This is a genomic window from Skermanella rosea, assembly GCF_016806835.2.
GTDB lineage: Bacteria > Pseudomonadota > Alphaproteobacteria > Azospirillales > Azospirillaceae > Skermanella > Skermanella rosea.
Genome location: NZ_CP086115.1, coordinates 58,216 through 84,705 on the forward strand (window position 1 = coordinate 58,216; position 26,490 = coordinate 84,705).

General features: G+C 60.0%; 46 protein-coding genes. 19 read left to right on the forward strand and 27 right to left on the reverse strand.

What is annotated here, in order from left to right; translation table 11 throughout:
* Window positions 1-8 precede the first annotated feature (8 nt).
* The 8 genes from JL101_RS37090 to JL101_RS35640 all read right to left on the reverse strand — a co-directional run bounded on the left by JL101_RS37090 (window position 9) and on the right by JL101_RS35640 (window position 5,723).
* Window positions 9-311, reverse strand: a complete 303-nt coding sequence (locus JL101_RS37090) for an endonuclease VII domain-containing protein (RefSeq protein ID WP_203101646.1) — start codon at window positions 309-311, stop codon at window positions 9-11.
* Complete coding sequence (locus tag JL101_RS35610; protein WP_203101648.1) at window positions 299-1,117, reverse strand: endonuclease VII domain-containing protein; 819 nt, start codon at window positions 1,115-1,117, stop codon at window positions 299-301. Before JL101_RS35610 ends, JL101_RS37090 begins: the two co-directional genes overlap by 13 nt.
* The gene (locus tag JL101_RS35615) at window positions 1,114-1,653 is read right to left on the reverse strand and encodes a hypothetical protein (RefSeq protein WP_203101650.1); all 540 of its coding nucleotides are present in this window, start codon (window positions 1,651-1,653) and stop codon (window positions 1,114-1,116) included. Before JL101_RS35615 ends, JL101_RS35610 begins: the two co-directional genes overlap by 4 nt.
* Window positions 1,654-1,698: 45 nt before the next feature.
* A complete protein-coding gene (locus JL101_RS35620; protein WP_203101652.1) occupies window positions 1,699-2,043 on the reverse strand; it encodes a hypothetical protein in 345 nt (114 codons plus the stop codon).
* Window positions 2,044-2,123: 80 nt separating this feature from the next.
* Window positions 2,124-2,696 carry a hypothetical protein gene (locus tag JL101_RS35625; RefSeq protein WP_203101654.1) on the reverse strand — a complete coding sequence of 191 codons (573 nt, stop codon included), beginning with the start codon at window positions 2,694-2,696 and terminating at the stop codon, window positions 2,124-2,126.
* A 16-nt stretch (window positions 2,697-2,712) separates the two neighbouring features.
* On the reverse strand, window positions 2,713-2,880 hold the full coding sequence (locus tag JL101_RS35630) for a hypothetical protein (RefSeq protein WP_203101656.1): 168 nt from the start codon (window positions 2,878-2,880) through the stop codon (window positions 2,713-2,715).
* Window positions 2,877-3,236, reverse strand: coding sequence for a hypothetical protein (locus tag JL101_RS35635; protein WP_203101658.1), 360 nt, complete (start codon window positions 3,234-3,236; stop codon window positions 2,877-2,879). Before JL101_RS35635 ends, JL101_RS35630 begins: the two co-directional genes overlap by 4 nt.
* 576 nt (window positions 3,237-3,812) lie before the next feature.
* Entirely contained in the window at window positions 3,813-5,723 is a 1,911-nt protein-coding gene (locus tag JL101_RS35640) for a ParB/RepB/Spo0J family partition protein (protein WP_203101659.1), read from the reverse strand.
* Window positions 5,724-6,004: 281 nt separating this feature from the next.
* On the opposite strand from JL101_RS35640, the gene JL101_RS35645 reads away from it, so the two are divergent.
* From JL101_RS35645 to JL101_RS35665, 5 genes are all read left to right on the forward strand, one after another.
* Window positions 6,005-6,217, forward strand: a complete 213-nt coding sequence (locus tag JL101_RS35645; protein WP_203101661.1) for a hypothetical protein — start codon at window positions 6,005-6,007, stop codon at window positions 6,215-6,217.
* A gap of 61 nt (window positions 6,218-6,278) precedes the next feature.
* Window positions 6,279-6,704 (forward strand): hypothetical protein, encoded by a 426-nt coding sequence (locus JL101_RS35650; protein ID WP_203101663.1) that lies wholly within the window; start codon window positions 6,279-6,281, stop codon window positions 6,702-6,704.
* A gap of 2 nt (window positions 6,705-6,706) precedes the next feature.
* Window positions 6,707-7,468 carry a hypothetical protein gene (locus JL101_RS35655; protein ID WP_203101665.1) on the forward strand — a complete coding sequence of 254 codons (762 nt, stop codon included), beginning with the start codon at window positions 6,707-6,709 and terminating at the stop codon, window positions 7,466-7,468.
* Window positions 7,469-8,083: 615 nt separating this feature from the next.
* Window positions 8,084-8,527: a hypothetical protein gene (locus tag JL101_RS35660; RefSeq protein WP_203101669.1), complete on the forward strand. Its 444-nt coding sequence runs from the start codon at window positions 8,084-8,086 to the stop codon at window positions 8,525-8,527.
* Window positions 8,528-8,613: 86 nt separating this feature from the next.
* A complete protein-coding gene (locus tag JL101_RS35665; RefSeq protein ID WP_203101671.1) occupies window positions 8,614-9,168 on the forward strand; it encodes a GNAT family N-acetyltransferase in 555 nt (184 codons plus the stop codon).
* A gap of 73 nt (window positions 9,169-9,241) precedes the next feature.
* Here the strand turns inward: JL101_RS35665 and JL101_RS35670 are convergent, their stop codons facing one another.
* Window positions 9,242-9,481, reverse strand: coding sequence for a hypothetical protein (locus JL101_RS35670; protein WP_203101673.1), 240 nt, complete (start codon window positions 9,479-9,481; stop codon window positions 9,242-9,244).
* 101 nt (window positions 9,482-9,582) lie between these two features.
* On the opposite strand from JL101_RS35670, the gene JL101_RS35675 reads away from it, so the two are divergent.
* On the forward strand, window positions 9,583-10,326 hold the full coding sequence (locus JL101_RS35675) for a GIY-YIG nuclease family protein (protein ID WP_203101675.1): 744 nt from the start codon (window positions 9,583-9,585) through the stop codon (window positions 10,324-10,326).
* A 46-nt stretch (window positions 10,327-10,372) separates the two neighbouring features.
* On the opposite strand, the gene JL101_RS36725 is transcribed toward JL101_RS35675, so the two are convergent.
* The 3 genes from JL101_RS36725 to JL101_RS35685 are packed head-to-tail and all read right to left on the reverse strand — an operon-like array spanning window position 10,373 to window position 11,893.
* The gene (locus JL101_RS36725; RefSeq protein WP_267133583.1) at window positions 10,373-10,501 is read right to left on the reverse strand and encodes a hypothetical protein; all 129 of its coding nucleotides are present in this window, start codon (window positions 10,499-10,501) and stop codon (window positions 10,373-10,375) included.
* Window positions 10,498-11,241, reverse strand: a complete 744-nt coding sequence (locus tag JL101_RS35680; protein WP_203101676.1) for a hypothetical protein — start codon at window positions 11,239-11,241, stop codon at window positions 10,498-10,500. Before JL101_RS35680 ends, JL101_RS36725 begins: the two co-directional genes overlap by 4 nt.
* Window positions 11,207-11,893, reverse strand: a complete 687-nt coding sequence (locus tag JL101_RS35685) for a recombinase family protein (protein WP_203101679.1) — start codon at window positions 11,891-11,893, stop codon at window positions 11,207-11,209. The genes JL101_RS35680 and JL101_RS35685 overlap by 35 nt, the downstream gene beginning before the upstream one ends.
* A 155-nt stretch (window positions 11,894-12,048) precedes the next feature.
* Between JL101_RS35685 and JL101_RS35690 the strand changes: the two genes are divergently transcribed.
* Window positions 12,049-12,660: a hypothetical protein gene (locus JL101_RS35690; RefSeq protein WP_203101681.1), complete on the forward strand. Its 612-nt coding sequence runs from the start codon at window positions 12,049-12,051 to the stop codon at window positions 12,658-12,660.
* A gap of 7 nt (window positions 12,661-12,667) precedes the next feature.
* Here the strand turns inward: JL101_RS35690 and JL101_RS35695 are convergent, their stop codons facing one another.
* From JL101_RS35695 to JL101_RS35725, 7 genes are all read right to left on the reverse strand, one after another.
* Window positions 12,668-12,883: a hypothetical protein gene (locus JL101_RS35695; RefSeq protein WP_203101683.1), complete on the reverse strand. Its 216-nt coding sequence runs from the start codon at window positions 12,881-12,883 to the stop codon at window positions 12,668-12,670.
* A gap of 58 nt (window positions 12,884-12,941) precedes the next feature.
* Window positions 12,942-13,181 carry a hypothetical protein gene (locus JL101_RS35700; protein ID WP_203101685.1) on the reverse strand — a complete coding sequence of 80 codons (240 nt, stop codon included), beginning with the start codon at window positions 13,179-13,181 and terminating at the stop codon, window positions 12,942-12,944.
* A gap of 61 nt (window positions 13,182-13,242) precedes the next feature.
* Window positions 13,243-13,629 carry a hypothetical protein gene (locus JL101_RS35705; RefSeq protein ID WP_203101687.1) on the reverse strand — a complete coding sequence of 129 codons (387 nt, stop codon included), beginning with the start codon at window positions 13,627-13,629 and terminating at the stop codon, window positions 13,243-13,245.
* Between the two features lie 359 nt (window positions 13,630-13,988).
* Window positions 13,989-14,264, reverse strand: coding sequence for a hypothetical protein (locus JL101_RS35710; RefSeq protein WP_203101689.1), 276 nt, complete (start codon window positions 14,262-14,264; stop codon window positions 13,989-13,991).
* Window positions 14,265-14,284: 20 nt separating this feature from the next.
* Window positions 14,285-14,467, reverse strand: coding sequence for a hypothetical protein (locus JL101_RS35715; RefSeq protein WP_203101691.1), 183 nt, complete (start codon window positions 14,465-14,467; stop codon window positions 14,285-14,287).
* 202 nt (window positions 14,468-14,669) lie between these two features.
* The gene (locus JL101_RS35720) at window positions 14,670-14,852 is read right to left on the reverse strand and encodes a hypothetical protein (RefSeq protein WP_203101693.1); all 183 of its coding nucleotides are present in this window, start codon (window positions 14,850-14,852) and stop codon (window positions 14,670-14,672) included.
* Window positions 14,853-14,860: 8 nt separating this feature from the next.
* A complete protein-coding gene (locus JL101_RS35725; RefSeq protein ID WP_203101695.1) occupies window positions 14,861-15,022 on the reverse strand; it encodes a calponin homology domain-containing protein in 162 nt (53 codons plus the stop codon).
* Between the two features lie 460 nt (window positions 15,023-15,482).
* Here JL101_RS35725 and JL101_RS35730 point away from each other — a divergent pair, with 460 nt between their 5' ends.
* The 3 genes from JL101_RS35730 (at window position 15,483) to JL101_RS35740 (ending at window position 16,518) form a co-directional block, all read left to right on the forward strand.
* Window positions 15,483-15,731: a hypothetical protein gene (locus JL101_RS35730; RefSeq protein WP_203101697.1), complete on the forward strand. Its 249-nt coding sequence runs from the start codon at window positions 15,483-15,485 to the stop codon at window positions 15,729-15,731.
* Window positions 15,725-15,916, forward strand: coding sequence for a hypothetical protein (locus JL101_RS35735; RefSeq protein ID WP_203101699.1), 192 nt, complete (start codon window positions 15,725-15,727; stop codon window positions 15,914-15,916). The genes JL101_RS35730 and JL101_RS35735 overlap by 7 nt, the downstream gene beginning before the upstream one ends.
* Before the next feature lie 314 nt (window positions 15,917-16,230).
* The gene (locus JL101_RS35740) at window positions 16,231-16,518 is read left to right on the forward strand and encodes a hypothetical protein (RefSeq protein ID WP_203101701.1); all 288 of its coding nucleotides are present in this window, start codon (window positions 16,231-16,233) and stop codon (window positions 16,516-16,518) included.
* A gap of 239 nt (window positions 16,519-16,757) precedes the next feature.
* On the opposite strand, the gene JL101_RS35745 is transcribed toward JL101_RS35740, so the two are convergent.
* Window positions 16,758-17,291 carry a hypothetical protein gene (locus JL101_RS35745; RefSeq protein ID WP_203101703.1) on the reverse strand — a complete coding sequence of 178 codons (534 nt, stop codon included), beginning with the start codon at window positions 17,289-17,291 and terminating at the stop codon, window positions 16,758-16,760.
* Between the two features lie 145 nt (window positions 17,292-17,436).
* Between JL101_RS35745 and JL101_RS35750 the strand changes: the two genes are divergently transcribed.
* Window positions 17,437-18,342 (forward strand): MobA/MobL family protein, encoded by a 906-nt coding sequence (locus JL101_RS35750; protein ID WP_203101705.1) that lies wholly within the window; start codon window positions 17,437-17,439, stop codon window positions 18,340-18,342.
* Complete coding sequence (locus JL101_RS35755; RefSeq protein WP_203101707.1) at window positions 18,332-18,826, forward strand: hypothetical protein; 495 nt, start codon at window positions 18,332-18,334, stop codon at window positions 18,824-18,826. Before JL101_RS35750 ends, JL101_RS35755 begins: the two co-directional genes overlap by 11 nt.
* 12 nt (window positions 18,827-18,838) lie before the next feature.
* On the opposite strand, the gene JL101_RS35760 is transcribed toward JL101_RS35755, so the two are convergent.
* Genes JL101_RS35760 through JL101_RS35775 form a run of 4 tightly spaced genes read right to left on the reverse strand, consistent with a single transcriptional unit; the run spans window position 18,839 to window position 20,197 of the window.
* The gene (locus JL101_RS35760; RefSeq protein WP_203101709.1) at window positions 18,839-19,219 is read right to left on the reverse strand and encodes a hypothetical protein; all 381 of its coding nucleotides are present in this window, start codon (window positions 19,217-19,219) and stop codon (window positions 18,839-18,841) included.
* Entirely contained in the window at window positions 19,216-19,506 is a 291-nt protein-coding gene (locus JL101_RS35765; RefSeq protein ID WP_203101711.1) for a hypothetical protein, read from the reverse strand. The genes JL101_RS35760 and JL101_RS35765 overlap by 4 nt, the downstream gene beginning before the upstream one ends.
* A gap of 8 nt (window positions 19,507-19,514) precedes the next feature.
* Complete coding sequence (locus tag JL101_RS35770) at window positions 19,515-19,946, reverse strand: helix-turn-helix domain-containing protein (RefSeq protein WP_203101713.1); 432 nt, start codon at window positions 19,944-19,946, stop codon at window positions 19,515-19,517.
* Window positions 19,943-20,197 carry a hypothetical protein gene (locus JL101_RS35775; protein WP_203101715.1) on the reverse strand — a complete coding sequence of 85 codons (255 nt, stop codon included), beginning with the start codon at window positions 20,195-20,197 and terminating at the stop codon, window positions 19,943-19,945. The genes JL101_RS35770 and JL101_RS35775 overlap by 4 nt, the downstream gene beginning before the upstream one ends.
* A 142-nt stretch (window positions 20,198-20,339) precedes the next feature.
* Between JL101_RS35775 and JL101_RS35780 the strand changes: the two genes are divergently transcribed.
* Genes JL101_RS35780 through JL101_RS35790 form a run of 3 tightly spaced genes read left to right on the forward strand, consistent with a single transcriptional unit; the run spans window position 20,340 to window position 21,897 of the window.
* Window positions 20,340-21,323, forward strand: coding sequence for a phage Gp37/Gp68 family protein (locus tag JL101_RS35780; protein ID WP_203101717.1), 984 nt, complete (start codon window positions 20,340-20,342; stop codon window positions 21,321-21,323).
* Complete coding sequence (locus tag JL101_RS35785; RefSeq protein WP_203101719.1) at window positions 21,320-21,499, forward strand: helix-turn-helix domain-containing protein; 180 nt, start codon at window positions 21,320-21,322, stop codon at window positions 21,497-21,499. Before JL101_RS35780 ends, JL101_RS35785 begins: the two co-directional genes overlap by 4 nt.
* 5 nt (window positions 21,500-21,504) lie before the next feature.
* On the forward strand, window positions 21,505-21,897 hold the full coding sequence (locus JL101_RS35790) for an HNH endonuclease signature motif containing protein (protein ID WP_203101729.1): 393 nt from the start codon (window positions 21,505-21,507) through the stop codon (window positions 21,895-21,897).
* 48 nt (window positions 21,898-21,945) lie between these two features.
* Here JL101_RS35790 and JL101_RS35795 read toward each other — a convergent pair whose 3' ends face one another.
* From JL101_RS35795 to JL101_RS35805, 3 genes are all read right to left on the reverse strand, one after another.
* Window positions 21,946-22,458 carry a hypothetical protein gene (locus JL101_RS35795; RefSeq protein ID WP_203101731.1) on the reverse strand — a complete coding sequence of 171 codons (513 nt, stop codon included), beginning with the start codon at window positions 22,456-22,458 and terminating at the stop codon, window positions 21,946-21,948.
* Between the two features lie 241 nt (window positions 22,459-22,699).
* The gene (locus JL101_RS35800) at window positions 22,700-23,080 is read right to left on the reverse strand and encodes a hypothetical protein (protein ID WP_203101733.1); all 381 of its coding nucleotides are present in this window, start codon (window positions 23,078-23,080) and stop codon (window positions 22,700-22,702) included.
* 9 nt (window positions 23,081-23,089) lie between these two features.
* Window positions 23,090-24,622 (reverse strand): type IV secretory system conjugative DNA transfer family protein, encoded by a 1,533-nt coding sequence (locus tag JL101_RS35805; protein ID WP_203101735.1) that lies wholly within the window; start codon window positions 24,620-24,622, stop codon window positions 23,090-23,092.
* Between the two features lie 136 nt (window positions 24,623-24,758).
* Between JL101_RS35805 and JL101_RS35810 the strand changes: the two genes are divergently transcribed.
* From JL101_RS35810 to JL101_RS35825, 4 genes are all read left to right on the forward strand, one after another.
* On the forward strand, window positions 24,759-25,181 hold the full coding sequence (locus tag JL101_RS35810) for a helix-turn-helix domain-containing protein (protein WP_228435682.1): 423 nt from the start codon (window positions 24,759-24,761) through the stop codon (window positions 25,179-25,181).
* Window positions 25,182-25,332: 151 nt separating this feature from the next.
* Window positions 25,333-25,818 carry a hypothetical protein gene (locus JL101_RS35815; protein WP_203101737.1) on the forward strand — a complete coding sequence of 162 codons (486 nt, stop codon included), beginning with the start codon at window positions 25,333-25,335 and terminating at the stop codon, window positions 25,816-25,818.
* Window positions 25,819-25,827: 9 nt separating this feature from the next.
* On the forward strand, window positions 25,828-26,241 hold the full coding sequence (locus tag JL101_RS35820) for a hypothetical protein (protein WP_203101739.1): 414 nt from the start codon (window positions 25,828-25,830) through the stop codon (window positions 26,239-26,241).
* Window positions 26,241-26,489, forward strand: a complete 249-nt coding sequence (locus tag JL101_RS35825; RefSeq protein WP_203101741.1) for an SH3 domain-containing protein — start codon at window positions 26,241-26,243, stop codon at window positions 26,487-26,489. The genes JL101_RS35820 and JL101_RS35825 overlap by 1 nt, the downstream gene beginning before the upstream one ends.
* Window position 26,490: the final 1 nt, after the last annotated feature.

Here is a 26,490-nt window from a genome sequence, read left to right on the forward strand (position 1 = left end):
ACGGAAGATTATGACGGCTCATTGATAATCCTTTCTAAGTAATTTGCCGCTGCTAACAATATTTCTGGGCTATCTTTGGCGCAGCCGATCATCGAATTACATGATTGGCAAAGAATGCCGCGAACAACTGATGTGACATGGCAATGATCAACGCAAACATTTCTGTTCGGTGGCGGAGAAAGAGGTTTCCTACAGATGCCGCAACTATTGCCCTGATCCGATATCATTGCATTGTACTTCTCTAATGTTAGTCCATATTTACACTTAAGTGCTGATTTGTAATATCTTTCTCTTTTGGTTAGCTTTTGCATGTTGGTGTCTTGAGCAAATAATCCGCTGCTTGTCTCAGAATAGCAGGACTATCGCAGGCTCTCCCAAGCATGGTATTGCACCCGCGACACAATATTCCTCGAACGACTGATGTCTTATGACAATGATCCAAACAAATATCTAATGACCTTACCTGGGCTAGGCCTATGCCGCAGATCGCACATTTCTCGTTTTGACTTAGAAATAATTTTTCCCTCTGCTCTAATGAAATGCCGTAACGGTTGCGATGCTTTATATCGAGCCTTTTAGTCTTATTATTCCTATTCCATTCTCTTATGCTTTGATTGGTGCAATCACGGCAATGAGTTGATTTTCCATTCGTTCTTCGCGCATCTGTAGGAAAATCAGATAACGGCAAAAATCGATTGCCTTGATGTTGCTTAGCGCCACAACGAAGCATATTGTCAGTTTGATCTGCTGTGTTACAGTTCTTCGCTCTGAAAGCTTGTGACTTAGCCTCATAACCCGTAACGGTCAGCTTCCAAATGCTTCGCGCTTTCCAGCGCTGCCAAGTCGATAAGCTTGGATCGAAACTTGGTTTGCCACTTTCTTTTTCAATTTTTTCAACCAACTCAGGTTTATATTTTCTCAGCCAGCTTATTCGTCCTATTCCTGTTCTTTTGGCGCGACCAAAATCATTTAATGAAATATTGTCATAACCCACGACTGGGCCATAAAAGATAAGGAACTCGTCCTCTTCTTCTGTCCAGCTCCGCTTGTTTATTGGTTGGCTTTTTCGCTTGGAGGACAGGCCGGGTTTTTTCGAGGGGAGGGCGTGGCGGCTCATGCGGCCTCTCCCGTTACAGGAGCATCGACGCGGTCAAAGAGCGAGAGGTCGGCGCAGGCCTTCGCCAGCGCGGATTTTACGTAAGCGACGTCGCGGTAGACATCATCTTCGCCCCATGTCTGAGGGTACGCGGGAGTGATGTCGCCTGCATGATTGCAGTCGAAGCCGAACCACCAGCTGGTTTGGTCTGCCTTGTCCCACCACGGGTGGCCGGAGTAAGTCAGGCCACCATGGCAGCGCACCAAGAGGGCGGGCGCATAGAGCCCTTCCTCCGGCGTCGAGATCACCGACGCGCAAAAGACGTTCATGACCCCCAGCTCGTCCATCGACACGGGACGCTCAAGCACCTCAGCCGGGACAGGAACCTGGTCGTTGTAGGATTTGCCGTGCCATGGGTGCGACGGCGGCACTTGCACGTATCCGCACCACGCCTTCATTTGGTTGCGGCGCATGGCGCACCGGTAGCCGGTGGATTCGTCTACGAAGTCTAGTGCATCGCCCTCCTCGGCAATAATCGTTTCAAGGTCTACATTCATAAATCCTCCGGTTGGGGGGCATTGCTGCCCGGTTAATCGTGGTGGTCAGATCGGGAATGCCGCCCGTTCTTCGGGCGTCATCGCCTCGTACCGCTCCCGCCATGCCTTCCGCTCCGCGTCCTGCCTGCGCTTAAAGTCGCCCATGTGCGCGGCGATGGACTTCTTGACCTGGCCGGTCAGCGCGTGGTTCGGGCAGGCGACCCGGCCCCGCGTCTCCACGCCCCACGCGTGATCCTTGTGCGGGTAGCGGTCATACTGGAGCCGGAACAGCGGGTTGCCGTTCTTGTCCTGCGTCCCCTCGACGTCGTTGTAGTGAATGGCTCCGAGGAACTCTGGAAGCTGTTGCAGGTCGGCAGGCTTGCGGATGGAGAGAAAGGGGTGCTGGGTCACGTGATGTCTGGTCTGGGGGCAGTGCTGCCCGGTTGTCGTTTGTCGGAAAGGGGCGAGCCGAAGCCCGCCCCGAAATGCGATCAGGCGGCTTTCGCGAAGTCCTGTCTGATGCTCGCCAACGTGTCCTCATTCACCGCCACCAGTGCGTTCGGCGTGGCTCCGAGTGACGCCCGCAGCCTCTCGGGCAAGGCAACGATAGCTTCCACATCTTCCAGATAACGGCAGGCGTAGACGAAGGCGCGGTATTCGCCTTCCTTGTCCCGTGCTGCGTCGGTGCGCTGCTTGGTCATCTCTTCGTAGCGATCAGCCGCCGCAGCGAGGGCTTCCTCGCAAGGGAATACCTCGCGGCTGTAGCACCCTGCATGCCCCGGAATATCGGCCACCGTCACGTCGCCGGGAAGGCGCACCTCCAACACGCGGCCAGTATCGAGTACCGCAAACTTGAGGCAGCGATCAACGCGAGTAACGCCATACCGGCGCAACACCTCCATATCCTTTTCAGGGTATTTCCCGCGCAGAACCTTGTTGATTTGTGCGAGCAAAGCTTCAAGTGCCGCTTTGTATTCCGTGTCGTCGCGGCGCTGGCGGTACTCATGCATCATGTAGTGAAGGATACCGTCGCGCTTTTCGTTGCTGAGTTTCAGTTTAGCCATAAGGTAGTCTCCCTAATTATTTTAAATTTAAATAAATCCAGTTCATATAGGCCCGCCCGGCGTCAGGCCCGTGATCGAGGCAAACCTCGTCCGGCTCGATCCCATCCGCGTCCCACTCCTCGCACGGCCAATCGCCGCAGAGGATGTCTTGCAGGTTCTCGGATACCTCGTCGGGCGTGCTCATGCCGCGCCCCGTAGCGAAGCATCAAAGCGGGCCAGCATCGCGGCGTTGCTTGCGGCAATCTGGCGAGAAATGAGACAGTCATTCAGCACGCGCAGGCAGTTCGCCATGGACGCGATGCGCTTGTCCTCGGCCTCGATCTGCGCCGCGAAGGGATAGCCGCTCTCCCGGCGCTTGGCGTTGGCGTCGCGGGCAATCCGCACCTCGCGTTCGCAGTGACCGATGAACTGCTCCAGCTCGTCTGCCGGCAGGAAGGCGGCGCATTGGGTGGCCTTCACGCGGACATCCGGGTTGCCGAAAGTCCAGTCAATCTTGATAACGGCCATCTGCATGGCGGCGGATTCTTCGAAGCTGGTCATGTTGTCCTCATTTGTTTGTTGTTTGTATGAAATGTTATACAAATCCCGTATGACTCGTGCAACTAAAAAATGTAGGTTATGAAAGATATTTTTATTATTTGTAGTACAAACCTTGTTGCGCGTGTGAGAAATTTGTGTATCATTATTTGTTATGGATACAAATTTATTTGACCCTGCTTCTTTTGGCCTTCGCGTAAAGGAAAAGGTCACCAAGGAAGGTGGCCTTAGACTTGCTGCCAAATCTTCCGGTGTGCAGTTCACCACGCTTTCCCGCGTCACAAGGGGCAAGCCACCATCGGTGGAGCATTATTTCCGACTGGTCAAGTGGCTCACCGGCAGAGCGCCAAAGCACTAACCTTCCCTTTCCATGCTCAGTTCATAAACCTTCCTGATGCTGGACGGTGTGGGTATGTGGTCAAAGCGAGCATTTCCCCGCTTGTCCAAGCGAGAAGCGGGGGAAGCGGACGCGTTCCGCGCAGCGGATTGTCCACATATCCATGCCGCTAACTACTTTTTATTTTTCTAGCTTTCTTTCTTTAGGGCGATGGGGCGAGCCGAAGCCCGCCCCACACCCGCTCAAGCCGCTTCGTCCTGCTCGATCTCGTCCTCATCCCACCCGGTCGGCTCGGCATCGGCCAAGGGTTCCGCCGTTGCCGCATCGGGCAGGCGCAGGGGCTTCGGCAGCCACCGCTTGCCGCTGAGTTCCTTCTCTGCGGCTTTGACCAGTTCGCGCTTCTTCTTCGCGGAGTGGATGCCTTTGGCGCTGGACGACACCGCCTCACCGAGTGCGCCAAGGATTTGGTCCTTGGAGATGCGGTCGAGGAACTCGGCATCGGCTTCCCAATAGTCGGCCATGTCGAGGCCAAGGGCTGCGTGAACCTGATGGCTGTTCGGGATGGCCGGGTTGCCCCGCTCCTGCACCACGTTGATCGAGGTGGCGACGAGGAAGGCCAGCAAGTCGAGCTTCGTGATCGTAGCGGCGCTCCGTACCCATTCCCACAGATCGTCGGGCTTGCCGGGGATGGTGTCGGCCCAGCGGTCGCGGATGTCGTTCCACTCCTGACCGGCCTTGCTGTCGGTCAGCTTATTCTGGCCGGGGAAGTGGCTGGTCAGGTGGATTTTCGCCGCTGCCTTTTCTGCCGTGCCTTCGCAGAATTCGCGCATCGCCAGCGTCCAGACCAGCGTGTCCAGCGCCACGGCGGGGTCGTTCGCCATTGTGACGCGCATCGCCATCGTGCGGTGGGCGGTCAAATCTTCCAGCAGGGAGGCGGAGAACTCCGGTTTCTCCTTCTTGGCCGGGGTCGGCAGTTCCAGCGAGGCACTGGCTGTGCTTCCGGTGCTGACCGCCTTCGCATCGTCACGAGCGACCAGACCGCGAGTGATCGTGATGCCATCGTGATGATCGAGTGCGATAACGGCCCCGGCGCGGCCCTTGTCAAACGCCGACCAGTCGGCACGATCAAGCTCTTGCAGGTTCTCGATAGCGTCCTCGGCTTCCTCGATCCGGCATTGCAACTCGTGCAAACCTTCATCGTCCTCGGACATTTCATCGTACTGGCCCTGTAGCTGCTCAAGCTCGGCAGTCAGGCGATCAAGCTCGGCCTGTTCCTCGGCGGTGTAGGGACGCTCCGGTGCGTTCAGTTCCTTGAGACCATGCTGGTACGGCCAGAAACTCTCGTTGTGTGTTTTAACCCATCCCCACCCTTCGGCACGGACTTCCTCGGCAAGCTGCGCCAGCCGCTCGTTGAACAGCCGATCTACCAGTGAGGTGTCGTCCAGATAGCTGCGGTCAGCTTCGGAAAACAGGTCGCGGGTGACGGTGCCGCCAGCGGCAAGATAGGCGTCCAGCCCGATCAGCTTGACACGGCGGTCACTCGCGGACAGCTTCGTGTGCGTCAGGCGCTGCCGGATTTCGTCAGCCCTGCGCTGCCAGCCTTCCGGCACGTCGAACCATGCCGCTTCCTGCTTTGTATGGTCGTCGGTCAGGGTAAAGGCCATCAACTGATCGATCTTCATGCCGTCCCGGCGGAATACTTCCATCAGCTTCGGACTGACCCGCGCCAGTTTCAGGCGCTGCTCGACCAGCTTCTCCGTCACGCCGAAACGTGCCGCAATGTCGGCGGGCGACATGCCGCCATCGGCCAGCATCTTGAAGGCATCGAACTGGTCGGCGGGGTGCATCGCCACACGGACCACGTTCTCGGTAAGGCTCAGTTCGGCGGCTTCCTCGGCGCTGCGGATCAGGCAAGGCACCGGGAAATCCTTGGCGATCTTCTTCTCCTTGGCGAGCTTCTGGAGAGCGGTCAGGCGGCGGCCACCGGCCACGACCTCGTACTTGCCCTTCGCACCCTCGACCACGGTCAGGTTCTGGAGCAGTCCGTTCGCCTCGATGGACGCGGCCAAGTCGTCGATGGACTGCCCTCCGATCTTGCGAACATTGCGCGGCGAGTGGATCAGCTTGCTGAGAGGGATGGTAGAGATCGTCATGGATCGTTCCTTTTGAAAAGTTAATTTTGATAGGCGAGTACCCCGTGTTTTTTCTCGGAAGTTTCGGTCTGTTCACGGCGTTCTTGATAAGAGAAAGTATACCGTTCGCGTTTCGTTCGCGCAACAGCAGAACGCCATGAATATCAAGAAAAGCTGCTAATATTACTGCTTTTTTCACTCTCGACGCGAATCAATTTTTCTTTACCGTTTCGGGCGCGAACTTGAGGCTTGCAAGAGGTCAACGCTGCGCCTACTCTTGGAGAAGAAAATGGAGACTTGCTATGGATGGCGAAAAGAAGGACGAATTCGACCCGGTTTCGTTCGGCAATCGTGTTGCCGAGTTCGTCCAGCTGCGGGGTGGCTACCGCGCTGCCGCACAGCAGACCGGCATCCATTCTTCGACGATCTTCCAGATCGCGCGCGGCCGCGAACCGAAGACGCGGCATTATTTCCGGCTGATGAAGTGGATTACCGGCAAGACTCCGCCACAGTAACCCCCTGCCCTAACCCCTCCGAGTCCTAGACGAGTGAGTCGCAGAAGTGTCACGCTATGGCATGGCAAAGGACGAAACCGGCATCCTGACCGACCTCCGCTCCGCCCTTCGCGGAGGCGCGTCGACGCGATCTCCGCTCTTCCAGTGGATGCTGCGCAACCACGACCGGCTGGCCGAGACGTTCGAGGAGAGCCGCCCGAACTGGACGCGCGTCACCGAGCTGCTGGTGAGCAAGGGCTTCTCGACGACCGACGGCAAGCCGCTCAACCCGCAATCGGTCCGGCAGATGTGGTGGCGAGTGCGGCAAAGGCATGCGGCTATTCAGGGGGAGAAGAGGCCCAGGAAGACTGCGATCTTCGAAAGCGACGCGCCCGTCAAGATGATCCCTGCGGAAGAGCCGGCGTCCGGAGATGTGGGGCTCTCGCCGCAGGAGGCGCTGGAGCGGGTCAAGGCCGAGATGCGGCAACGATCAGGCAGAAAGGTATGACCATGGCAAAGGCGAACGGCAATGGACAGGACACCGCGCCTCCCCCGGTTCTGGCAGTCGGGCTGGGGCGGGGCGGGGGTGGCAAGAGCACGATGTTGGCCGAACTGGTGTGGCGGGCAAAGAACCGGGGCCGTTCCGTCATCGTCGCCGACGGCGACATGCGCAGCAAGACGCTCTCAACCCTCTTCCCGGACGCGATCACCCCGGAGAGCGAGGAACTGCCAGACATCAAGAAGTTTCTGACGACGCTGCTGAATCGGATTGCCAAGGAGGGGCGCTCGGCAGTGCTCGATCTTGGGGGCGGCGATCGTGCGTTGCTGGAGTTCGGCAGAGACCTTCGACTGGTGGAATTCTGCGCCCGGCGCGGCATCGAGCCGGTTGCGCTGTACTGCCTTGGGCCGGAGCCGGAGGACCTGTCGCACGTCGTGACCATCCACGAAGGCGGTTACTTCAAGCCAGGCCGCATCCTGCTGATCATGAACGAAGGCATCATCCGTAGCGGGCAGAGCGTCGCCGGCGCCTTCGACCGCACGATGAACACGCCCAGCTTCGAGCGACTGGTGGCTGACGGAGCCAAGCCGATCCTTCTGACGCGCCTGGCCTGCATGGAATTGGCTCGTTCGGTCAGCGGCGGCTTTTACGCGGCTGCTTCCGGTGACACCGAAAACCCGCTCGATCCGGTCGAAGAATTTATGTGTGCCGACTGGCTCGACGATCTGGAAAAAAAGAGAGCCCAGGTCGGGGCTTCGGCTTGGCTTCCCTAGACACAACTATTGCCAAGAACATTTTTCTTTGTCGCAACGAAATATTTACGTATGCTTTTTCCTGCAATTCGCAATCAAATGAACTCTCAAGGCGATGGATTTTATGAAACTTGAAGAAACCACAGGAGCGCTTGGTATGTTTAGCGAGGTGAAGGATCTGGGCCGATACTTTACCTGCGAAGACTGCGAACGAGAGCTTCTCTCCGGGGATGATCAGCCCATCGAAATGGGCGCACACCTTTGCGAGAACGATTTCATGCTGGTGTGCTGCGACTGCTATAGGGAAAACACAGGAGAAGCTTGAGATTGCCCCGCTGAGTCAATGGTGGTGACCGCCCCCCTCGCCTTCCGTACCGCTCGTGGCCTCACGCAGATCGAGGCCGCCGCCCGTGTTCGAGTCAGCCCGAAGACGTGGCAGAATTGGGAAGCCAAGGAGCCGCCACCTATGGCCCAGCTCCTGCTTTCGACTTTGGAGGAGAACGAAGCGCTATGCCGCACAGTGGTAAGCCAGTCCCTCGAACTGGAACGGCTGCGGAAGCGCCGGACCTCACACTCTTCCGCGAGCAGCTGCGAAAGGCCGGGATATCCTCCGACAAGCCCCTGCACACCGTCCTCATGACGATCCATGAGACAGCCGCCACGGCTCAGGAAGCGGTGAAGGGCGGCGCCCGGGGTCTCACGCCCCAGGGCGAGGCGGAGCTCATCAGGCGCGTGACCGAGGCGGCAGCCGACAGCACCGAGCGGGAAGTCGAGCGGCTGGTGCGGCGGTTCGACTTCGGCCTGGTCGTCAAGGTCGCGGCGCTGCTGGTCGGCTTCACGCTGGCCGGGTTCGCCGGCGGCTACTTCCTCGGGCGCGAGGACGTCAAGGTGACGGAACGCCGGGTCGCCGCGGCCTTCGCCGACGGCCCCGGCCAGGCGAAGCAGTGGCTGGAGCTGATGGAGAGCAACGACATCCGCGCGGCGCTGGCGAAGTGCACCGGCGGCCAAGTCACGGTGACGGGTGGGCGGCGGGCCTGCTCGGTACCGCTCTGGCTGGATGGGGCGAGGGGGACTCCTTAGCCATTCAGGATGAAACCTGCAGTAGTTCAAATTTTCTGCCACTCTGTTACCCTACGCATGTAACACGAAGCTAGCTCTGGGAAATCATGAAGAAAACTTGGCAACTCACCTGGAACGAATTCAGAAGAATTGCGCGGAGGGCAACATATATGCCTAACCCACCATCAGAATTTGATATTTCTCTGGATCGAATCCGCTACGATACGAAGTTTCCCGTTCCACAGGATAAGCGCCGTGAAGGCCGTTTCTGGTTTTGTGAGTACGATAACGCGATATCATCTCCAAATGAACGGCAGCGAGCCCCACGCAAGTACGGATTTATTATCGTCACCAGCGACCCACGCAACGGGCCGGACGATATGTCACTACGTGTAGCCGAGTTCAGTCCCGGGCACTTGTTCGTCGCTAAGCAGTTCCGCAGGAAGGGATTTGCTGCCGAGCTCCTGCTAGCCGTGGCCCAACGCTTCGAAGAGGCAGATGCAGAGAAAGAAGTCTACTGGTTTGGCCAGGATTACAATGAGGAATCGTATGGTGCTCTGAAGAAGGCTTATCGGCTGGGAATAGACAGAGCAAAAGAAAGGAACATTCAGATCTCTGAAGAAGTTCAAAAAGATTATGACACTCTAGATACATTAGAGTAGTTCATTCCCTGGAAGTCCATCACTCTATTCGCAGCTAAGAGCGAAGCAGGGTCTTGGACTTCCTATGGCTGCCCTAGCTCTTGTTTCTTTTGTCGCGGCCGCAACTGACCAGCCATTTCAACAACAGCACGGCGGCATCCGGCAGCGGCCGCGATCCGCTCATCCACGCCGACACGTTCGGCTGGAGCACGTTGGAGCGCGTCTTCTGATTGAGCAGAAGCCGGAACTCCTCATGCGTCATGCCGACCAGCCGCAGGATGCGACGGGCTCGGGCAGGGTCGAATGGACGGTATTTTTCGTTTCTCTTCGGCATGGTTCCACCATATCGGCGGGAAATTCTTACGCAAGTGCGTATTTTCTGCTTGAGAGAAACAACCCAAAGGTTATGATGGCGCAGATTTTCACACTCGATTTATGTTCATTTATAAAATCACAAACACGATCAACGGCAAGGTCTATATTGGCCTCACCACCAATTCCCTTAAGACGCGCTTCAAGCAGCACTGTGATGAGGCTCGGAAGGGTCGTTCCGGTCGCCCAATCTGCCAAGCAATTAAGAAGTATGGGCGATCAGCCTTCGCCATTGAGCAACTGGATACGGCGAAAGACCTTGAAGAGCTGAAGGCGCTTGAGCGCCATTACATCGCCGAGTACGACTCACTCGCGGAAAAGGGTAAAGGGTACAATCTCTCGCTTGGAGGCGAAGGCACGGCGGGGCTGAAACGTTCAGAAGCATTCAAGCAGCATCTGCGCGAAAGGCAGACAGGGGCCAAACACTCGCCCGAAGTCAGAAAACGTCTATCGGAAATCGCACTCATCCAGAAGGAGGAGCTGATTAAGCGCATGACTGACGGCACGCGCCGCGCGTGGGCTGACCCAGAGAAGCGTCAGCGCATGATAGAGCAGCGCCGTGGGCGCAAATGGACTGAGGAGCAGCGCGCGAAGAGTATCGCCGCACGTACTGCCAAGAAACGAGGCCCAACCGCTCACACTCGCAAGATGGCGGAAATCATGGCTGTGATGTGCGGACCATTGCACAGGACCAAGCTGGTTCGACGCGGCAAGAAAGAGCGATGCTACTACTGTGAAAAGCGTGCCGAAGCGGCATACAGGGCTCGCAAACGTATCAGAGCGACTCTGCAACAAGCTTCAACGTAGTCCCCTGCCCTTCTCCTGCGCCCGCGCGTTCCTGGTCCGCACCCGGCTAGAGGATCTCGACGTCGAGGCCCTCGCCCTGCACCTGGAGGAAGCCGCCGCGCGAATAGAGCAACTTGAAGCCCAGCTCTGCGCTCGGCCGTCGCGGCAGCTCTGGGTGCATTGAAGCTGAGTTCATGGCTCGGCTTTCTTGAACCGCATGTCTTCCGGACGGACATCCTTCAGTTCGGCGAACGGGTGGCCGTTCCAGTCCGCCCACAGCTTCTGCAGCTTGGCGGTGAACTCGGCGGCATGCGGATACTGGGATGCGGTACTCCCGAAAATGTCGATGATCGGGAAGATCTTCGTCGGGATACCGGCATTGATCTGATGGTGCTCCGACACGATCAGAGCCCGGCAGTTATGCGGATAGCGTGGCTCGCCGTTCTCCTTTTTCTTCAAAAACATCTGGGCGACCTTGTGCGAGATGTCGTACGGATCGAGCGTCGCAGCGCCCTCGTTCAGGATGACCAGGATGCCGGCGGCGTCCGGTATGCCGAAGATCTCCTTGGTGTCACGGGTTTGCTTGTCGGCGGACGAGAAGATGTTATCCAGGGCGTTGGTGAGCTTGTAGTGCAGCTCCCTGTTCAGCGCCTCCCCGTCGGGTTGCCCGGCGAAGACCTGCTGCACCGACACCTTGCCGCCCACGATGATCCCGCGCTCCTCGCAGAGCTTGCGCATGAACTCGTCGATCTTGTAGGCCGGATCGTCCTCGAGGGTCTTCTGCTCCACGATGATCGAGCGGCCGAGGAAGAGATAGTCGGCCCGGCGCTTGCCCTGCACATCCCGGCCGTCGAGCAGCTGGTCGATGCTTTCATAGGTGGTCAGGGACTGGAGGAATGCTTCAAATCGCTGTCGCAGGGACATGGTCCGGGCCACTCTCTTTCATCTGGCATTCGTCACTGTCCAGCAGACGGCTGACCTGCTGGACCCGCCATTCCTTTCCGGCGTAGGTCTTTACGCCGCGCCGGTTCAGCTCGGCGGCAATCTTCCGGCAGCTCATCCCCTGCCCTACGAGCCGCTGCACCTCCGGCAGCACGGTCGCCCGGAACGCCGACGTCTTCGCCGACCTTGCGGCGTGCATGTGCCGCGTCTCGTGGTCCGGACGTCCCAGTTTCACGCCCCGGGCCTTCGCCGCCTGCAGCGCAGCTTTCGTTCGCGCGCTGATCATCTCGCGCTCATGCTCTGCCACGGCGGCCAGGATGTGCATGGTCAGCCGGTTCGCGTACGGCATGTCGACCGCGACGAAATCGACGCCGCTCTCCATCAGGCCCGCGATGAAGTAGACGTTGCGCGCCAGGCGGTCGAGCTTGGCGATCACCAGCGTCGTCTTCTGGAGCCGGCACAGGTCGAGCGCCGCGGCGAGCTGCGGGCGGTCGTTGCGCTTGCCGGACTCGATCTCGATGAACTCGGCGACGAGCGTTCGACCCGCCACGAACCCGGCGATCGCGCTGCGTTGCGCTTCGAGCCCAAGGCCCGACTGCCCCTGCCGGTCGGTGGAGACGCGAAGATAAGACACGAAGCCTTGCATGGGATTTCTTTCCACAGCCGCGCAACCAGTGACACGGAATTAGATCACCGTTTGATTCCGTGTCACCCCCGGATTGATAACGCAAAAGTGGGAGCCACTGCAATCGACATCGGCGGGGCAGGGACCTATAAACCTGTCTTTCGAAGTCGCGAGGCGTGATGGGGTTCTTCCGCAAGGTCTGGGATATGGCGTCGAAGCTCCATCCGGCGTTCTGGGTGGTGCCGTCGGTGACCTTCGGCGCGCTCGTCGCGCTGCTGGCCAGCGCCGACGACAAGATCGCGCCGGCGGTGATCAGCCTGCTCGGCGTTCTGATCGGCGGCGCCCTTACGGCCGCGGTCGGCTTGGTTGTCGTCAAGAGCGCCCAGCGCGCTCAGCTGACGGCATCGATCTGGCCGCAGCGGGTGAAAATCCATCAGGAAGCTTTCACACACTGGACACAATGCACGAACGTCATCTTCGGCGATGAGGAAGAGCATTACAAAGTACTTTCCGATGCTCGGACTTGGTGGGACGAGAACTGTCTTTACCTTTCCGAGGACGTCAGCAAGCGGTTCTACGATATGCTGACCGCTGTGCGGCTCCATCGTCAGATCGTCGAAGTGGGAAAGGGGCAGGGCGATCCCCATTACCGTGAGTCCATCGAGAAGAACTTCGCTACCATCATGGAAACCGGACGTATCATCAGCGAAGGGGCGGGGAGGCATATCCCAGATGCTATGATGAAGGATCTCGCCGACTTGGCCGATGCAGCGAGGCGGCCGGAATAACTCGGTTTTACGGAAGGGCGAACCGCTTGTTGATCCGGTCGAGTTTCAGCAGCCAGTGCCGTTGAAAGCCGGGGCGGCGGGTGAGCAGTTCGGTCACCTCCGTGATCACCTCGTCTAGCACCTGGTCGCGTGCGCCGGTCGTCTCACATTCGGACAGGCGGGCGAGGAAAGACCGCAGGCGTTCGGCATCGGGATCGGAAGCGGGGGCGGGCAGGGCGGTCATGGCGCGCGGCACTCCTCAGTGGCTGGCACGCCATGATATGGCTTGTTCATGCTATGTTCTAGACTCTCCGGCGCACGGCCGCCATGTTGCTGGCATGGGCGCAGTGAATATCGAAACCGTCGGCGATCTGATGCGGCACCGGACGTTGCTCCGGGTAACTTGCCGGTGCTGCGGCCGTACTGGCCTGTTCGATCCGCGGGACATGATCCAGTGGTTCGGCGCCGGCCGCCGCCTCGATCGACTGCCGCTGGTCTGCCGGGAATGCGGCTCTCGGGATATCGACCGGCGGGCGGATCATGAGACGCTGCTGGCGTACCGGGATCGGCCTGCGAAGCCAAAGCCGCTATGACGGCGCCGCCTTAGTATTCCTGTTCCAGCGGAAACCACCCCATACGGTCGTCGTCGGCCTCAATCGCTGCCTGCTCGCGCTGATCTGTATCGCGCCGAAACGCCTCCAACCAGGCACAGGTGTCCGCTTCCGCCACGCCCAGCTCGGCCAGATGGGCGACCAGCTTATCGGCTAAGGCGCGCATCCGAACCTCGGATTTCATCACCTCCACAAAATCCTGGTCCCACGCGGCGGCGCGATGATAGCGCACCTCCCACCAAACCTCCTCAATGATTTCGAGGATGCCATGATATCGAGCCAGACCGCAGGCAAAGCGCAGCGTCGGCTCCACATAGCCGATCTCGCGCGGCTCGTCAGGCTGGATAAGGAAGCTGGGGACGTCGAGCAACGGTTCCATGGCAAAAGCATGCCACGCAGCGGAGTCCGGGCGCAAGGATCAGCGCGAGCGCTTCTCCGGCGGGCGGGGCAGCTTGCGGCCTAGCTGATCGGGGGTGACGACCAAGAGCGGACTTCTGCCATGTCTTTGAGTCGGTTATCCTGAATATGCATAGTCGTCCGTTAATTTGAGTTTTCCGATTTGTATTTGTAGCCCGCGTACCACGTCGCCCGTTCCATGTTGCCAAGGGGATGTCCCTCATACGTGCGAGGCTCAGACGGAAGCCTAAGCGCAGCCGCGACAGCGCCCTCTGCAAATATGCGTCGCTGCCGTTCCTGAAAGGCCGCAATCTCGCTCATAGGTTCGTCCGTTAAATTGAATTACGCCGAATGGCGATTATTGTTTCTTTCAAAACTCTCACGCCGCGCAACAGCAGCGGCATCTGGTGCGGCCCGCTCGAATGCCTGCAAGATTTGGTTCCGGTCAAAAGTGCGCTTATTCGCCTCTATCAGCATGTCCTCAAGCAACCGCTTGAGCGTCGGAGCTGTATAGCTATACGCACCCAACTGGCGGCAAAGCTGATTAGCTGCCGCACCAGCAGAAACGCCTTCGCGGTATTCTGCTTTAGTCCAAGTTTCGATGATGTTTTCGTCCATACAATCTCCGTTTTCTAGAATTAAGCAGCTTCTTCAACGCGCCACGGCGCTAGACAATCTTCGATACGATCCCCAAGGCTCAGGTCAACGTTATGTAGCCTAGCGCTTGCAAGGCTGATTGCCGGAAGCGCATCGCGGGCCTCAAGCAGCAGATCGAACATTTCCTCGCACTTGGCTTTGTAGTCCTCAATCTTCGCGACCATATCAATCTCCGTTTAGGTTGTTTCTTCGGTAAGTGGCACATAGGCCGATGCGGGTATGGCGGAGAGGTCAATATAGCCCGTAATCTCTGCGCCCGTGTAATCCTCCTTCACCTCTTCCAACGTCGGGTAAGCATCACTGAGGAAGTGATGGCCGGTTGGCCTTATCCAGTATGAGCAAAAGCCTTTGAGCATGGTTCGTCCGTTAGTTTGAGTTCTTCAACGCGCAGAAATCCCGCGCCGCTTTCATCGCAAAGTCGTGGAAGCGCTCCTCATACTCGAAGAGTGCCACCGGGCGTCCAGTCGGATCATCTACGGTTATCCGGTTCAGGCCGTTTTCCTGAACATGAAAGTCATTGACGTAGAACGCCGGCGCTTTGGTCTGCATAGTCGTCCCTATTGTTTACTGGCAAAGTCGATTAGCTGGCCGATTGTCAATTCAGGGCCGCCGTCCACATAGAACAGGCCGGGAATATCGGCTGTGCGTTCTACCACAAAGCCCCGGCTTGTGAGGTAGTCTATTGCATGCTGTAAATGCTGGGCGCGGTACTTTTCCATAGTTCGTCCCTAATCGTGGTTTTGAGCTTCATGCCGCATACCGTATTTCGCACAGTTGCGAGAGTCACGTGCATGAGCTTCCTCGGCTGTTTCTTGCACAGCCTTTCGCCAAGCGTATCTCTGGTGCCAGCGGTCAAAGATGGGAAAGCCAACAAATAAGGCGACAGCAAATATTATTACAAAAAAAGCTTCGACGTTGCCCATACAATCTTCCGTTTCTCGTGCGAATTTTTAACCTTGAATAGGAATGTAAACGCCGTTATAAATACAAGCAAGCACATTCTCACACGAAAGTACATATGACCAAGACTAATGGAGTTAATGTCAGGCTGAAGCCCGAAACAAAAGAGAAGCTGGAGCGTGCTGCGATTGACGATGATCGCTCCCTGTCTTCGCTCATCTCCCGCATTTGTGACCAGTGGGTAGCGAGGAGAAAGACGGCGAAGAAGCGGAACGCTCTATGAGCCAGTTCTACATTCTCAGCAAGAAACACGGCCCGGTAGGCAACAGCGCCTTGTGGTGGCGTCCAGAAGCAGCGGGCTACACCACGCACCTCAACGAGGCGGGGAAGTTCGATGGGGCCTATGCGGAGGAGATCCGCACCAACTCCTGCGGCGATGCCATCCCAGTGCCCTGCGAATTGGCTGAGCGCCTTTCGCATACCGCCGTGGATTTCTCCCTGATCAGAAACACGGAGGATGTATGGTAAGCGAGAACAAAACGACCCGCGAGATAAGCCACCAAGAGGCAAGGGAAATCGCTCATCGTCTCATCTGCGGCGCGTTCAACCGCGATAACAATCGGCCTCGCTTTACTATCCCGGCTAATCATGACCGCGACGACGACCTCCTGATGCTCGCCTACATCGAACAGCAGGAGCGCCGCAATGGATGAAAAACCGACCGCCGAACAGGAGGCTGCAGACCGATTTTACTGGTCACATGGCAAGCCGTGCTGTGCTGGGTGTGACTGGTGGCATCGCGCGAACTCAGTGATTGGCGAATGTACCCGCAGCGCCCCGCTATCCCAGTCCGCCAGCAGGACCAAGAGCGACCGCCTTGCGTTGCTTGGCATCCGCAACTGTTCTTTGCCACCCAGCGCTGGCCACGTCCTCACGCCACGCGACCACGTCTGCGGCGAGTTCAAAGACACGTTTGACTGGAGGTCGCTGCCGATTGGCTATCTGAAACGGATTGGAGTGCCAGCTTATGAAAGACGGTAATTTAACGAGTTATAGGCGAATCGTCGCCGCAGCTAACCGCCTTTCTAACGGCACCATCATTTGCGGCGTCCGTCACTGGGACATGATTATGCGGCTGGCTGTAGCGCAGATGATAGACGTGAAGAAGGAAGGCGCTGAACAGGGCTTTGTGGACAATGGCGGCTTTTTTCTCACTCGCGAGGAGGCATGGCCTATAGCTGAAGCGGCAGGGCAGTTGCTCGAACGCGCTCCTACTGGCCCACGCGGTATACTGTTCTCGGAGGATGTATGGTAAGCGACAGAAATACGACCAAAAGATGCCAAGATGATGGAGGATGGACGCTGTGCCATTATCCTGGCTGTGACTGTGATGTAGGAGAAGGTATCCCTTCTGCTGTAATCGCCGCCGCGAGAGCCCTCTTGGGCGGCCCCGCGCACATGGATCTGACCAGCGATTCCTTGCCCGCTGGCAAGCATGACGGCCCGCCCGTGATCGATCTCACGGCACTGCAAGGCTTTTTCGATGATGACGGATCAATCGACGGCCCCGTGCTCTGCCTCGAAGGTGGCCAGTAGCCGGCCCACCTCGTCGCTGCCCGGGTAAAGCTCCCCGAGGTTTCGCAGCACGGCCAGGCGATCGATCACCGCGTTGGCGGCACTCCGGCCTTCCGTCGCCTCGATCTTCGCGTGCAGCTCGGCCGCGCTTCTTGGCCCGTGTATCGGCGGCGGACATCCGAGCGCCGCGGCGTCGCGCCACAGATCACGCGCCACCGGCGGCATCCGGTGATACCCCTCCCCTGGTTGGCGGTCGATTTGGCGGGCGGATTCCATCGACGTCCACAGCACCTTAGCCCCCGGCGAGTGAGACAGCACCGCCTCGGCGGCCGCTCGGCTACCCTCCCAGCTGATCACCAGCAGCGCCACCGGGTGCGCGTGCAGGGCCAGGTGTTCGAGCGCCTCGGCCTCGCTCTGCGTCTCCACCACGGCGAAGCCAGCACGCCGGAAGGTGGCCGCGATGAACAGGCGGGGCGGCATCTCGTTCTCGATCACCAAAACGGTCGGCTTCACGATAATTGCCCGGTTGTTATCGAGTGTTGTCCTACAGCCATAATGGAGTACAATTTGGCGAGCGCTCGTTTCGTTTTGCGAAATCCCATTGTTACAGTTGGGTTACAGTGCAAGTATACATTATCATTATTTCCCTCAGCAACGCATGGCAAGTCCTCACCACGACTGGATGATCTATTCCCGTTCGCGCGGCCAGTCCGCCATCGCCGCCGCCGCATATGCCGCACGGATTCGCACATGGGACCGGCGCTATGTCCCCGAGCCGCAGGACCACAGCCACAAGACCGACCTGGTGTTCTCCGGCATCCTGCTGCCACCCAAGGCCCCGTCATGGATGCGCGACCGGCGGGCGCTGTGGTCGGCCGTCGAGCGGCGCGAGGATCGCTCGACCCGGCCGGAAGACGCTCAGGTCTGCCGCGGCAAGGTCGTGTCGTTCCAGCGCGAGCTGACCATGGAGCGCAACATCCTCACGCTCCTGCAATACCTGGAGGAGCAGTACGTGGCACGGGGCATCATCATCGATTTCAACGTGCATGACGCCGAGGCTGAGGACGGCGGCCGGAACTGGCACACGCACCTGCTGGCCACGATGCGGGTGGTCGGGCCGGACGGTTTCGGCCTGAAGAACCGGGCATGGAACGGCGTCAACTTCCGCCCGAGGAACGGCAGCCGTCCCCATGCGCTGAGGGACGGAATGCTGCTTCAGCAGCGCGCGGCCTGGAGCGATTACGTCAACGCCGCCTTCGCGGAGGCCGGGCTGGACATCAGAATCGACCACCGCAGCCTGAAGGCCCAGGGCATCGACCGCATGCCCCAGCCCCGCCTTGGCAAGGCGAAGCACGCGAAGGGGCAATGGGCGCAGCAGCGCCGGGACGAGGTCCGGGACGTCGCGGCCTATAACGGCGCCCGCCAGCAGGCCAGGGCCGGGCAGCGAGCAGCGGTGAAGGGCAAGGGGGCGGGGATAGTGGCGGGAGCGGCCTCAGCCGCCTCCACGGCCCGCCACGATGGCCGTGTCGCCTCCGCACCTGGACGGGGACGCCATGCCCAATAGCTTCAGGGGGCGCGTCCGCGGCGGCTCCAGCGCCACCGGAACGGCGTTGAGGACGGCCGAGGTGCCGAGCACGCTGGTCAGCCTGGTGGACGAGGACGCCAATTCGCCGATCTACCTCGACACCTATGACCGCTACCGCGTCATGCGCTGCCTGCGCGGCGGGCGCATCCCGGCGGCGCTGCTGCTCCATCCCGAGAAGGGTGCCGATCCGCTGCCGGGGTCTATCGCGTGGTGGGACATCTGGCGCATCGTGCCCGATCTCGAGCGAGCCACGGCGAAGGCGCCGCAGACCATCGCCCTGTACATCCGCGACGGCTCGCGGTGCCTCATCGAGGGTTTCCACCTTGAGCCGGTGATGGCGCGGCTGCACGAGCGCCATGTCATCGAGATGTGGGCTTACCGGGCGGACAAGTGGCCGGACAGCAAGCCGGGGAAGGGCGAGCCGATCGTGACGGCGATCCGGTGGTTTCAGGCGGAAAGCTAGAAAGAAACCTTTCTACTTCGACCTTCCGTTCCCAGTTCGCTCCGCATCCAGCCGCCCGGCAAAGGTCAGCAGCCGCGCTTTCTCGGCGACGTGATGGGCGTGGACGGCGGCGTCCCATTCGCGGATCGCCGAGCGCTCGTCGCGATATCGCTGCTCGTCGATATCGAGCCCGCCGCGCATCAGGTGGCCCAGATCGGAGAAGCCGTCGGCGAAGTAGCTGTAGACCTCGCCCTTATCCAGCCCGTACTTGGCGACCAGCTTGTCCAGCACGGCCTTGACGGCCTCGCCGGCGTCGAGGAGATCGTGCGTGGCCTCGACCTGGCGCAGCTGCTCGTCGTTGAGGTGCTGCTCGTTCGGGTTCCGACGGTAGTCATAGTCATCGGGATAGCTCATCGGGCCAACTCCGGCGTCCTGGCCTTCCCGGCCTTGATCCGGTCCGTCCACTTAGTCAGCTCCGCCTGGATCAGGCCGTCGGCCACCTCGGCGAAGTTGACCTCGCGGGAGTACGGCCCCTGCCAGTCCAGCTCCTCGCGGGCGACACGCTGGAACAGCCCGATCAGCGGCTTGGGGTCCAGCCCTCGGACGAGGACGGCGACATCGCTGTTGAAGCCGGGGTCGGTCTTACGCTTGGTCTGAATGTAGCTGGCGAATGCTTCAGTCTCGGTGTTGGTCCATTGCATAAAAATCCTTAGTGGTGAAAATCTTTCTTTCTATTCTCGGCATCCCGCGCCCTCCGGCAGGTGCGGCATGCCCGCGTGCCTCGCCCCTTGCTGACGTAGGAGTTCTCCGGCGTGAATTCGTGCCCGTTCCGGCAGTGCGTCGGGCGGGGCGGCCCCGGCTTGCGCCGCTCGGCCATGGTCGCCTCGGCGCGGACGCCGTACCCGGTCAGCACCCGCATCAGCAGCGCCGCCTCAGGGGGAACCTCCTCGCCCTTCTCCCGCTGGCGCACCGTCTCCGGATCGCGGCCGATCAGGTCGGCGTACTGCTCGCGGCTGAGGCCGAGCCGGGTCCGCGCGGTGGCGAACTGCTCGCCGGTCATGTGGGCCGGGGCAGTGATCTTCAGCGGGTACGGGCCGGAAAGCTCGATGCAGAGAACGCGGCGGCGGGACTGAGTGGTCATTCGGCCCCCAGCATCACGCGCGCGCTCTCGACCATGTCGTCCGGCAGGGTCATGAGCGAGCAGCTCTCGCTGATGGACGCCACCCTCAGCGTCCGGCCCTGGCTGAGCAGCCCGAAATTGACCGCGCTCAGGATGAGAATGGCGAGGCTGTAGAGAATGAAAGCGCCCTTGACCATCAGTCGCAGACGGTAGAAGAGGCCGGGCTCCATGATTTCAGGAGCATCATAGTCGTTCTTGAAATTCTTGCGCATACATTTCCTTTTGCTGCTTGCGTCAGCAATTACTACCCAATATCTGGATTAATCGCAATAGTAAGGCACAACGTCTGTATGCTGATTGACGAAATATATCCGTACAGTGTACTAAATATAACATTAACAATATGGGGAGCTTGTGGGAGAGAACAGTAAGATCGAATGGACACATCATACCTTCAATACTTGGTGGGGCTGCGTAAAGGTTAGTCCGGCATGCGATAATTGTTATGCTGAGTCCTTGAGTAAGCGTTTTGGCGATCACTGGGGACCGAAGGCCGAGTATCGCACCTTCAGCGATAAGCACTGGAACGAGCCGCTGCGCTGGAACCGGGCTGCTGAGAAGGCCGGTGAACGTCATCGCGTCTTCTGCGCCTCAATGGCCGACGTGTTCGATAACCGCGCTCCCGAGGGCGCGCGCGAGCGCCTGTGGGCACTGATCCGCCAGACCCCGCATCTTGACTGGCTGCTGCTGACGAAGCGGCCGCAGAACATCGCCGAGATGCTGCCCGAGGATTGGGGTGACGGATATCCGAATGTCTGGCTCGGCGTGACGGTGGAGAACCAAAAGGAAGCCGACCGGCGCATCCCGATCCTGCTGCAGACGAGGGCGGTAGTCCACTTTCTCAGCTGCGAACCGCTGCTCGGCCCGGTGGACCTGAACTGTATCGAGCCGATCTACAACGGTTCTGGCGAGATGACATCCTTTACCCGCGCCCTGCCAGACCCAAGCGCCCCGATAGACAAGCACTATATCCACTGGGTCATCGTCGGCGGCGAGAGCGGACCCGGTGCCCGCCCGATGCATCCCGACTGGGCGCGGTCGCTGCGTAACCAGTGCCGGGCGGCCGGTGTCGCCTTTCACTTCAAGCAGCATGGCGATTGGGTCAGCTACGACCAGATCGGCGCCAATGGCTGGGACTTCACTCACGAGCATGACGGCAAGCGGTATGGCGTCATCAGCCAAGGAGATTTCGGACGAATGGAGCGTCTACTCGGCGGGCAAGCGTTTGAGACGCGCTATCCGTGGGACGATCAAACCAATCCCTGCATGGTGCGCGTCGGAAAGAAGAACGCAGGCCGACTCTTGGATGGCGTCGAATGGAACGAGGTGCCGGGATGACTGACCGCGCCGCCATTCTCCGCTCGATTCGAAAACGTAAGAACCTATCTCAGGCCGAGATGGGGCAGCAGCTCGGCATCGAGGCCGAAACCGTAAGCGCCTATGAGCGCAGCAAGCGGATCGTCTCCGAGCCGGTCTGGAAGCTCCTGAAGATCATGATGGCCATGGAGGAGTGACGGACATGCGACAGCCTCCCCTCATCGCCGCCCTTGCTGCCATCTTCGGTGCGCTCTGGCGCTGGCTGTTCCGCCGCGGCCCGAACGGCTGGAGCGCGGCCTTCATCGCCTCGCCGGAGTTCCTGCGCACGCACGAATGGGCACGCGCCCGGTACGATGCCCTTCGCGCCAACGACGGGCGGTGCGAGCTGTGCGGCCGGTCGAAGCACGATGGGGTGACGCTCAACGTCGATCACATCATCAGCCGCCGCCAGCGTCCTGATTTGGCGCTGGACGTGCAGAATCTTCAAGTTCTATGCGGTGATCGCCGGGACGGTGCAGGCGAAGGCTGCAATAAGGGGAAAGGCAACCGCCACTCCGACGACTGGCGACACCCTTCGCACCCGCACCGGCCCTAGGGTTGTTGCCGACCAGGTTGAGCCATGCTTGTTGACATCGGCAACTGCTTAGATAGGGGCGCGGTGAACGCCGGTTTTTCCTGAATGAACGTACTCTATGAGTAGAGTTCCACGTTGTTGTGCCGGAAACTCACCCGGTTCCGGCGTTCTCGATAAGGGAACATATGTAGTCACTTCTTCATATGCAGGTAAAATTGCATATAAATCCCACCATTGTGGTCCAAATTTTGCTTCATAACCTTCGGGATATTTCTGTGATATACTTGCATTTTCATACATAGGTAATGGCTTTTTGTCGTTTATGAGAAAAACTGCCCTGTATATTACAATGAAGTTACCGTCATTGTTTCTAATCCTTATATACAGAACATCATTATATGTGTCGCCACGCCCATTGGCAAAAAAAGGTATAAAAGTTGTAATTATGGTTATACATTCGAGGCGTCTTGGCCAGAACTCTAGCACTGATGTAAAATAATTAATAATATATGTTAAAATAACTGTGACAATAAATCCTAGAAAAGCTCCAGTTAATCCATTAACCCAGTCTATCGAGTTCATTGTACCTCCAAAGATTTACAGAATTTGACTTCCGTTAGTTCTCGAAAGTTACACAATTTTAACTAGTTCATAGGAGTTCGTCACCTCCAGCAGCGCCCTGCCCCTGCGGCACCATCTGAACCTCGCCACAATTCAGTTTCCTAATATGCTATTTTATTTTAACGAGAATTCAACCTTATGAAAAGGGGCGGCATTGCTGCCGCCCTTCAAGGGCCATTATGCAACTTGGCCGGTGATCACTCTAGCTCCGCATCAGCGCCCGCAACTCCGGCGGCAGGCGCTTGTCGATCTCCCGCAGGCTCGGGCTGGCACGCCGCGACGGCGGCTTCACCGCGACCGCCGCCTGCACCGTGGCGACCGGCTTCTCCGGCTTCGGCGGCTTCCCGATGCGCGGCCGGGCGGTAGCGGGTCGCAGGCGGAACGCGATGATCCGCGCCGCGAACCAGAACACCGCGTACAGCAGCAGGAGAACAAAGCCCTCATCCTTGGGCCTGCCCTGCGCCTCGGCGAGGTAGAAGGTCAGCACCGCCACCATGGCGAACACCACCCGGCTGGCCACCAGGCCGAACGGGAGCCACACCATCCAGCGCAGCCCCCGGAACGTCACCGTCAGCGCGTGCATGGGCTCCCCTCAGCTCTGCTGGAACTCGATGGGCAGCCAGTTCCGGCCCGAGCCGCGCCACGGCGTGCCGCCCTTCACCATGATTCCATCGACGATCCCGGCATTCTCCGGGCCGCCGGGTCTGAGCCCGGTGAAGCGGGACGGCTGGACGTCATAGTCGATCACCTCGTTGACGCCGGCGTTGCGACCTTCCGAGATGTTGCCACCGTCGCTCCACCCCCCGGTGTTCCCGCCGCCGTTCGATCCGCCGCCGGGGCCGCTGCTGGACTGGCTCGACCATCCGCCCTGCGTGCCCCAGCTCGTGCCGCCTCCCACGTTCTCGCCCCATGTCCTGCGCATCTGCAGCCGCTTACCGATGCCGTCTGAAGCCCACTGATTGGTGCGGTGGCAGGTGTTGGAGTGGAAGATCTTGGTCTGGAAATGGCCCAGCAGGGCGTCCGCCACGTCCTGCGGGTTCCGCCCCCCCACGCGCTCGTAGAACGCCGGGAGGTTCTGGGAGAGGTAGACGGTCGCGATCCTCGCCGAACGCGCCGTGGACTGGAACTCGGCGTCGTACGGGCTGAGCAGGAGCTGCGCCTCATCGACGAACAGGAACACGGGCCGCGTGTGCTTGTCGACCCGGCGGCGCTCGGCGGCGCGCTGCCACAGGTACTTCATGATCCCCTGCCCCAGCACGCCCGCCTCGGCCCAGCCGCGCACCGGCAGGTCCATGACGATGACGGCGCCCTCATGCGTCATCTCCGGGCAAACGTTCAGGCCCGAGCCGAACAGCTCGCGCATCGGCCCCATCATCAGCGGGAACAGGTCGGCGGACAGCGTCTGAATCAGGTTGCCGGTGGTCCGCGGGTCGGGGTTGGGGAGCACCTCGGTCAGGTAGCGGTAGCTGCCCCAGAAATCGGCCTCCGGCATGGCATGCATCGGCCTCTCGTAGGCCGTGGCCAGCGCCGCCGCCATGTAGCTGGCCTTCTTCCACTCCGCCGTGATCGCCTTGGGCTGCGCCGGGCGCGACTGCAGGAGCCGCATCATGTCCTCCAGCGTGACGGTGCCGAAGGCCGCCCACAGGATCGCCAGCGCGTGGGTGATCGCCTCCTTGGCCGCTTTCTGCCAGAACTGATCCCCGCTGCCTGCCCCCGGGGGAGCGGTGTTGCCCGAGGCCGCCTGCAGCACGGTGGTCAGCACGGCGGCGACGTTGCCCACGCCGCCGGCCGCCATCTCCATCGCCATCGCGTACTTCAGGAAATTGAACTTCCACCGGCCCGACCCGTCGAACACGATCAGGCTCTTCTCCCGGCCGCAGTCGCGGGCATAGCGACGCCACCGGTCGGCCTCGTCCGGCTTCGCGCAGAGCACCAGCCCGCCCCAGCCGGACGACAGCATCGTCGTGGCGAGGTATTTCCCGGAGCCGCTGGTTTTGCCCGAGCCTACTCCTCCGAGCACCAGCGTGCCCGTGAAGGCGTCGCGGGCCGTCCAAACGTCGCGCCTGCCCAGACGCAGCAAGGGCGCATCGAGATCGGTCACGAAAGAAGGTGTGAGGATTGCCATGATGCTGCCTCCGTCCCAGAGAGTGTGTAGGGCGGTAGGCCGGTCGCAAATTAAGCATGATGGGAGTCGCGCAGCGGAGTCAAGCGCGGTATTCTCGACAGGACTATTTCTGCCTTACGGCAAGGATGAGCACTTCATGGTAGACCGTCCCAAGTCCAAATCGCAAGGTCAGGATTCCTACGCCCAGCCCGCGCCAAAGCGGCAGAAAGCCAAAGAGTATGTCGAAATACTCAAGCCTGGAGAGGATGCAGAGCAGAAGCTGAGGGCGGTGAGAAGCCTCCGCCCAAAGTCGGACATGTGGGGATCGTGGCAGACGAAGAAGCAGATCAACACGAAAAAATGCGGCACAACGACACTGGCGTTCGCCGCCAGACTAGTTGCTCTTCGTAGAGCGGCGGGCCTGACGCAGGTGCAAATGGCCGAGCGAGCAGGCATTACGCAGTCCTATCTCAGTAAGCTTGAACGCGGGACGCTTGAGCCGAGTTTCCCGACGCTCTTCGCCTTGGCTAAAGCGCTGAACTGTCCAGCTTCCTCCCTGCTTGAAGGCGTCTCCGAATAGTAAGCCGGTAAGCGTTTAGGCAGGGTTCTGGCGGTTCCATCCCTTTCATACTCCTTAATAGTCCTTCTAGGAATAGTCCTATAAAGACTACATTTTGACGCAGCGGAGTTCCGCGGTGGGCCGGTCGCGCGTCACACCGAAGGAGATCGCTATGGACACCAAGAAGCTCTTTCAGGAAATGCGTGAGGACTACGCCCACCGGGAACGGCTGGAGCGGGAGAAGCGGGAGGGCGTGCCCGAGAAGGGCGCAGCCGAGGGCCTTCAGAAGCTGTGGGGAGTGGTTCAGGAGAAGGGCGCGGAGATCGCCGGGGCGGCGTTCGATTCCATCTATGGCCCGCGCGGCGCCGCCGAGGACATCCGGCACAAGATGGAGAAGAGCTGGTACGGCGAACAGGTGACGCCCTGGTCGCATGATCCGGCCAAGAAGCCGGGACACGGCATTCACGGCTCGGCCGATGGCAATCAGGCGAAGACAGCGCCTGACGCTCCGGACATCGGCATCGACGCACCCGACCGCGTCAACCGCAGTGGACTGTGGCAGGCGGCCAAGGCCCAGGAGGTGGCGGAGGGAAGGCATGCCGCGTACCTCGGCGTCGATCCGGAAGCGCCGGGTCAGGATCAATCCATCGAACGATAGGAGGCGGGGATGGGGAGACTGGAGATCGAGGCTCGGCAGCTCGAGGAGCTGGAGCGCCGCGCGAAGCTGGCCCGGGCACCGTGGAGCGCAGTGACGCGGGTGCCGGAGGAGCGGGTGCCGATGGCGGCGCAGCCAGTGCATGCGGTGCATACGGTGCCGCCCAAGCCTAAAGAGGCGCTGGGCGACCGGCTGATGGCGGTGGAGTTGGTGAGGGAGGACGGCCGCACCGAGCGCGTGCGGATCTCGTCCAGGTCGGAGCAGCTGAGGACGGCCTACTGGGGAATGCGGATCACCTTCATGGTGATGGCGACGCTAGCCTTGCTGCTGTTCCATGACAGCATCCTCGAGGCGATCGGCCAGAAGGTGGGACAGAACGCCGTGCCGATCGCCCGCGGCGCGTGGCAGGGCTATTGGGGGCAGTGATGAGAAGAGGGGGGCTGTTCGCGATGCTGGTGGCGGTCTGCGCCGTCACCGGCCAGCCTCTGCCCCGCGAGGCCGTGGTGCGTCTTGAAGCATCGCTGCACGCGGGGCCGGGGCCGTCGCACGCGGTGTCGGGAAGCATCCCGGCGGGGGCGGCGGTGAGGATCGTCGAGGAGTGCGACCTGTGGCGCCGGGTCGAGGCGGGGCAGAACGGCGGCTGGGTTCATGCGGCCCTGCTCAAGGGGCGCTGAA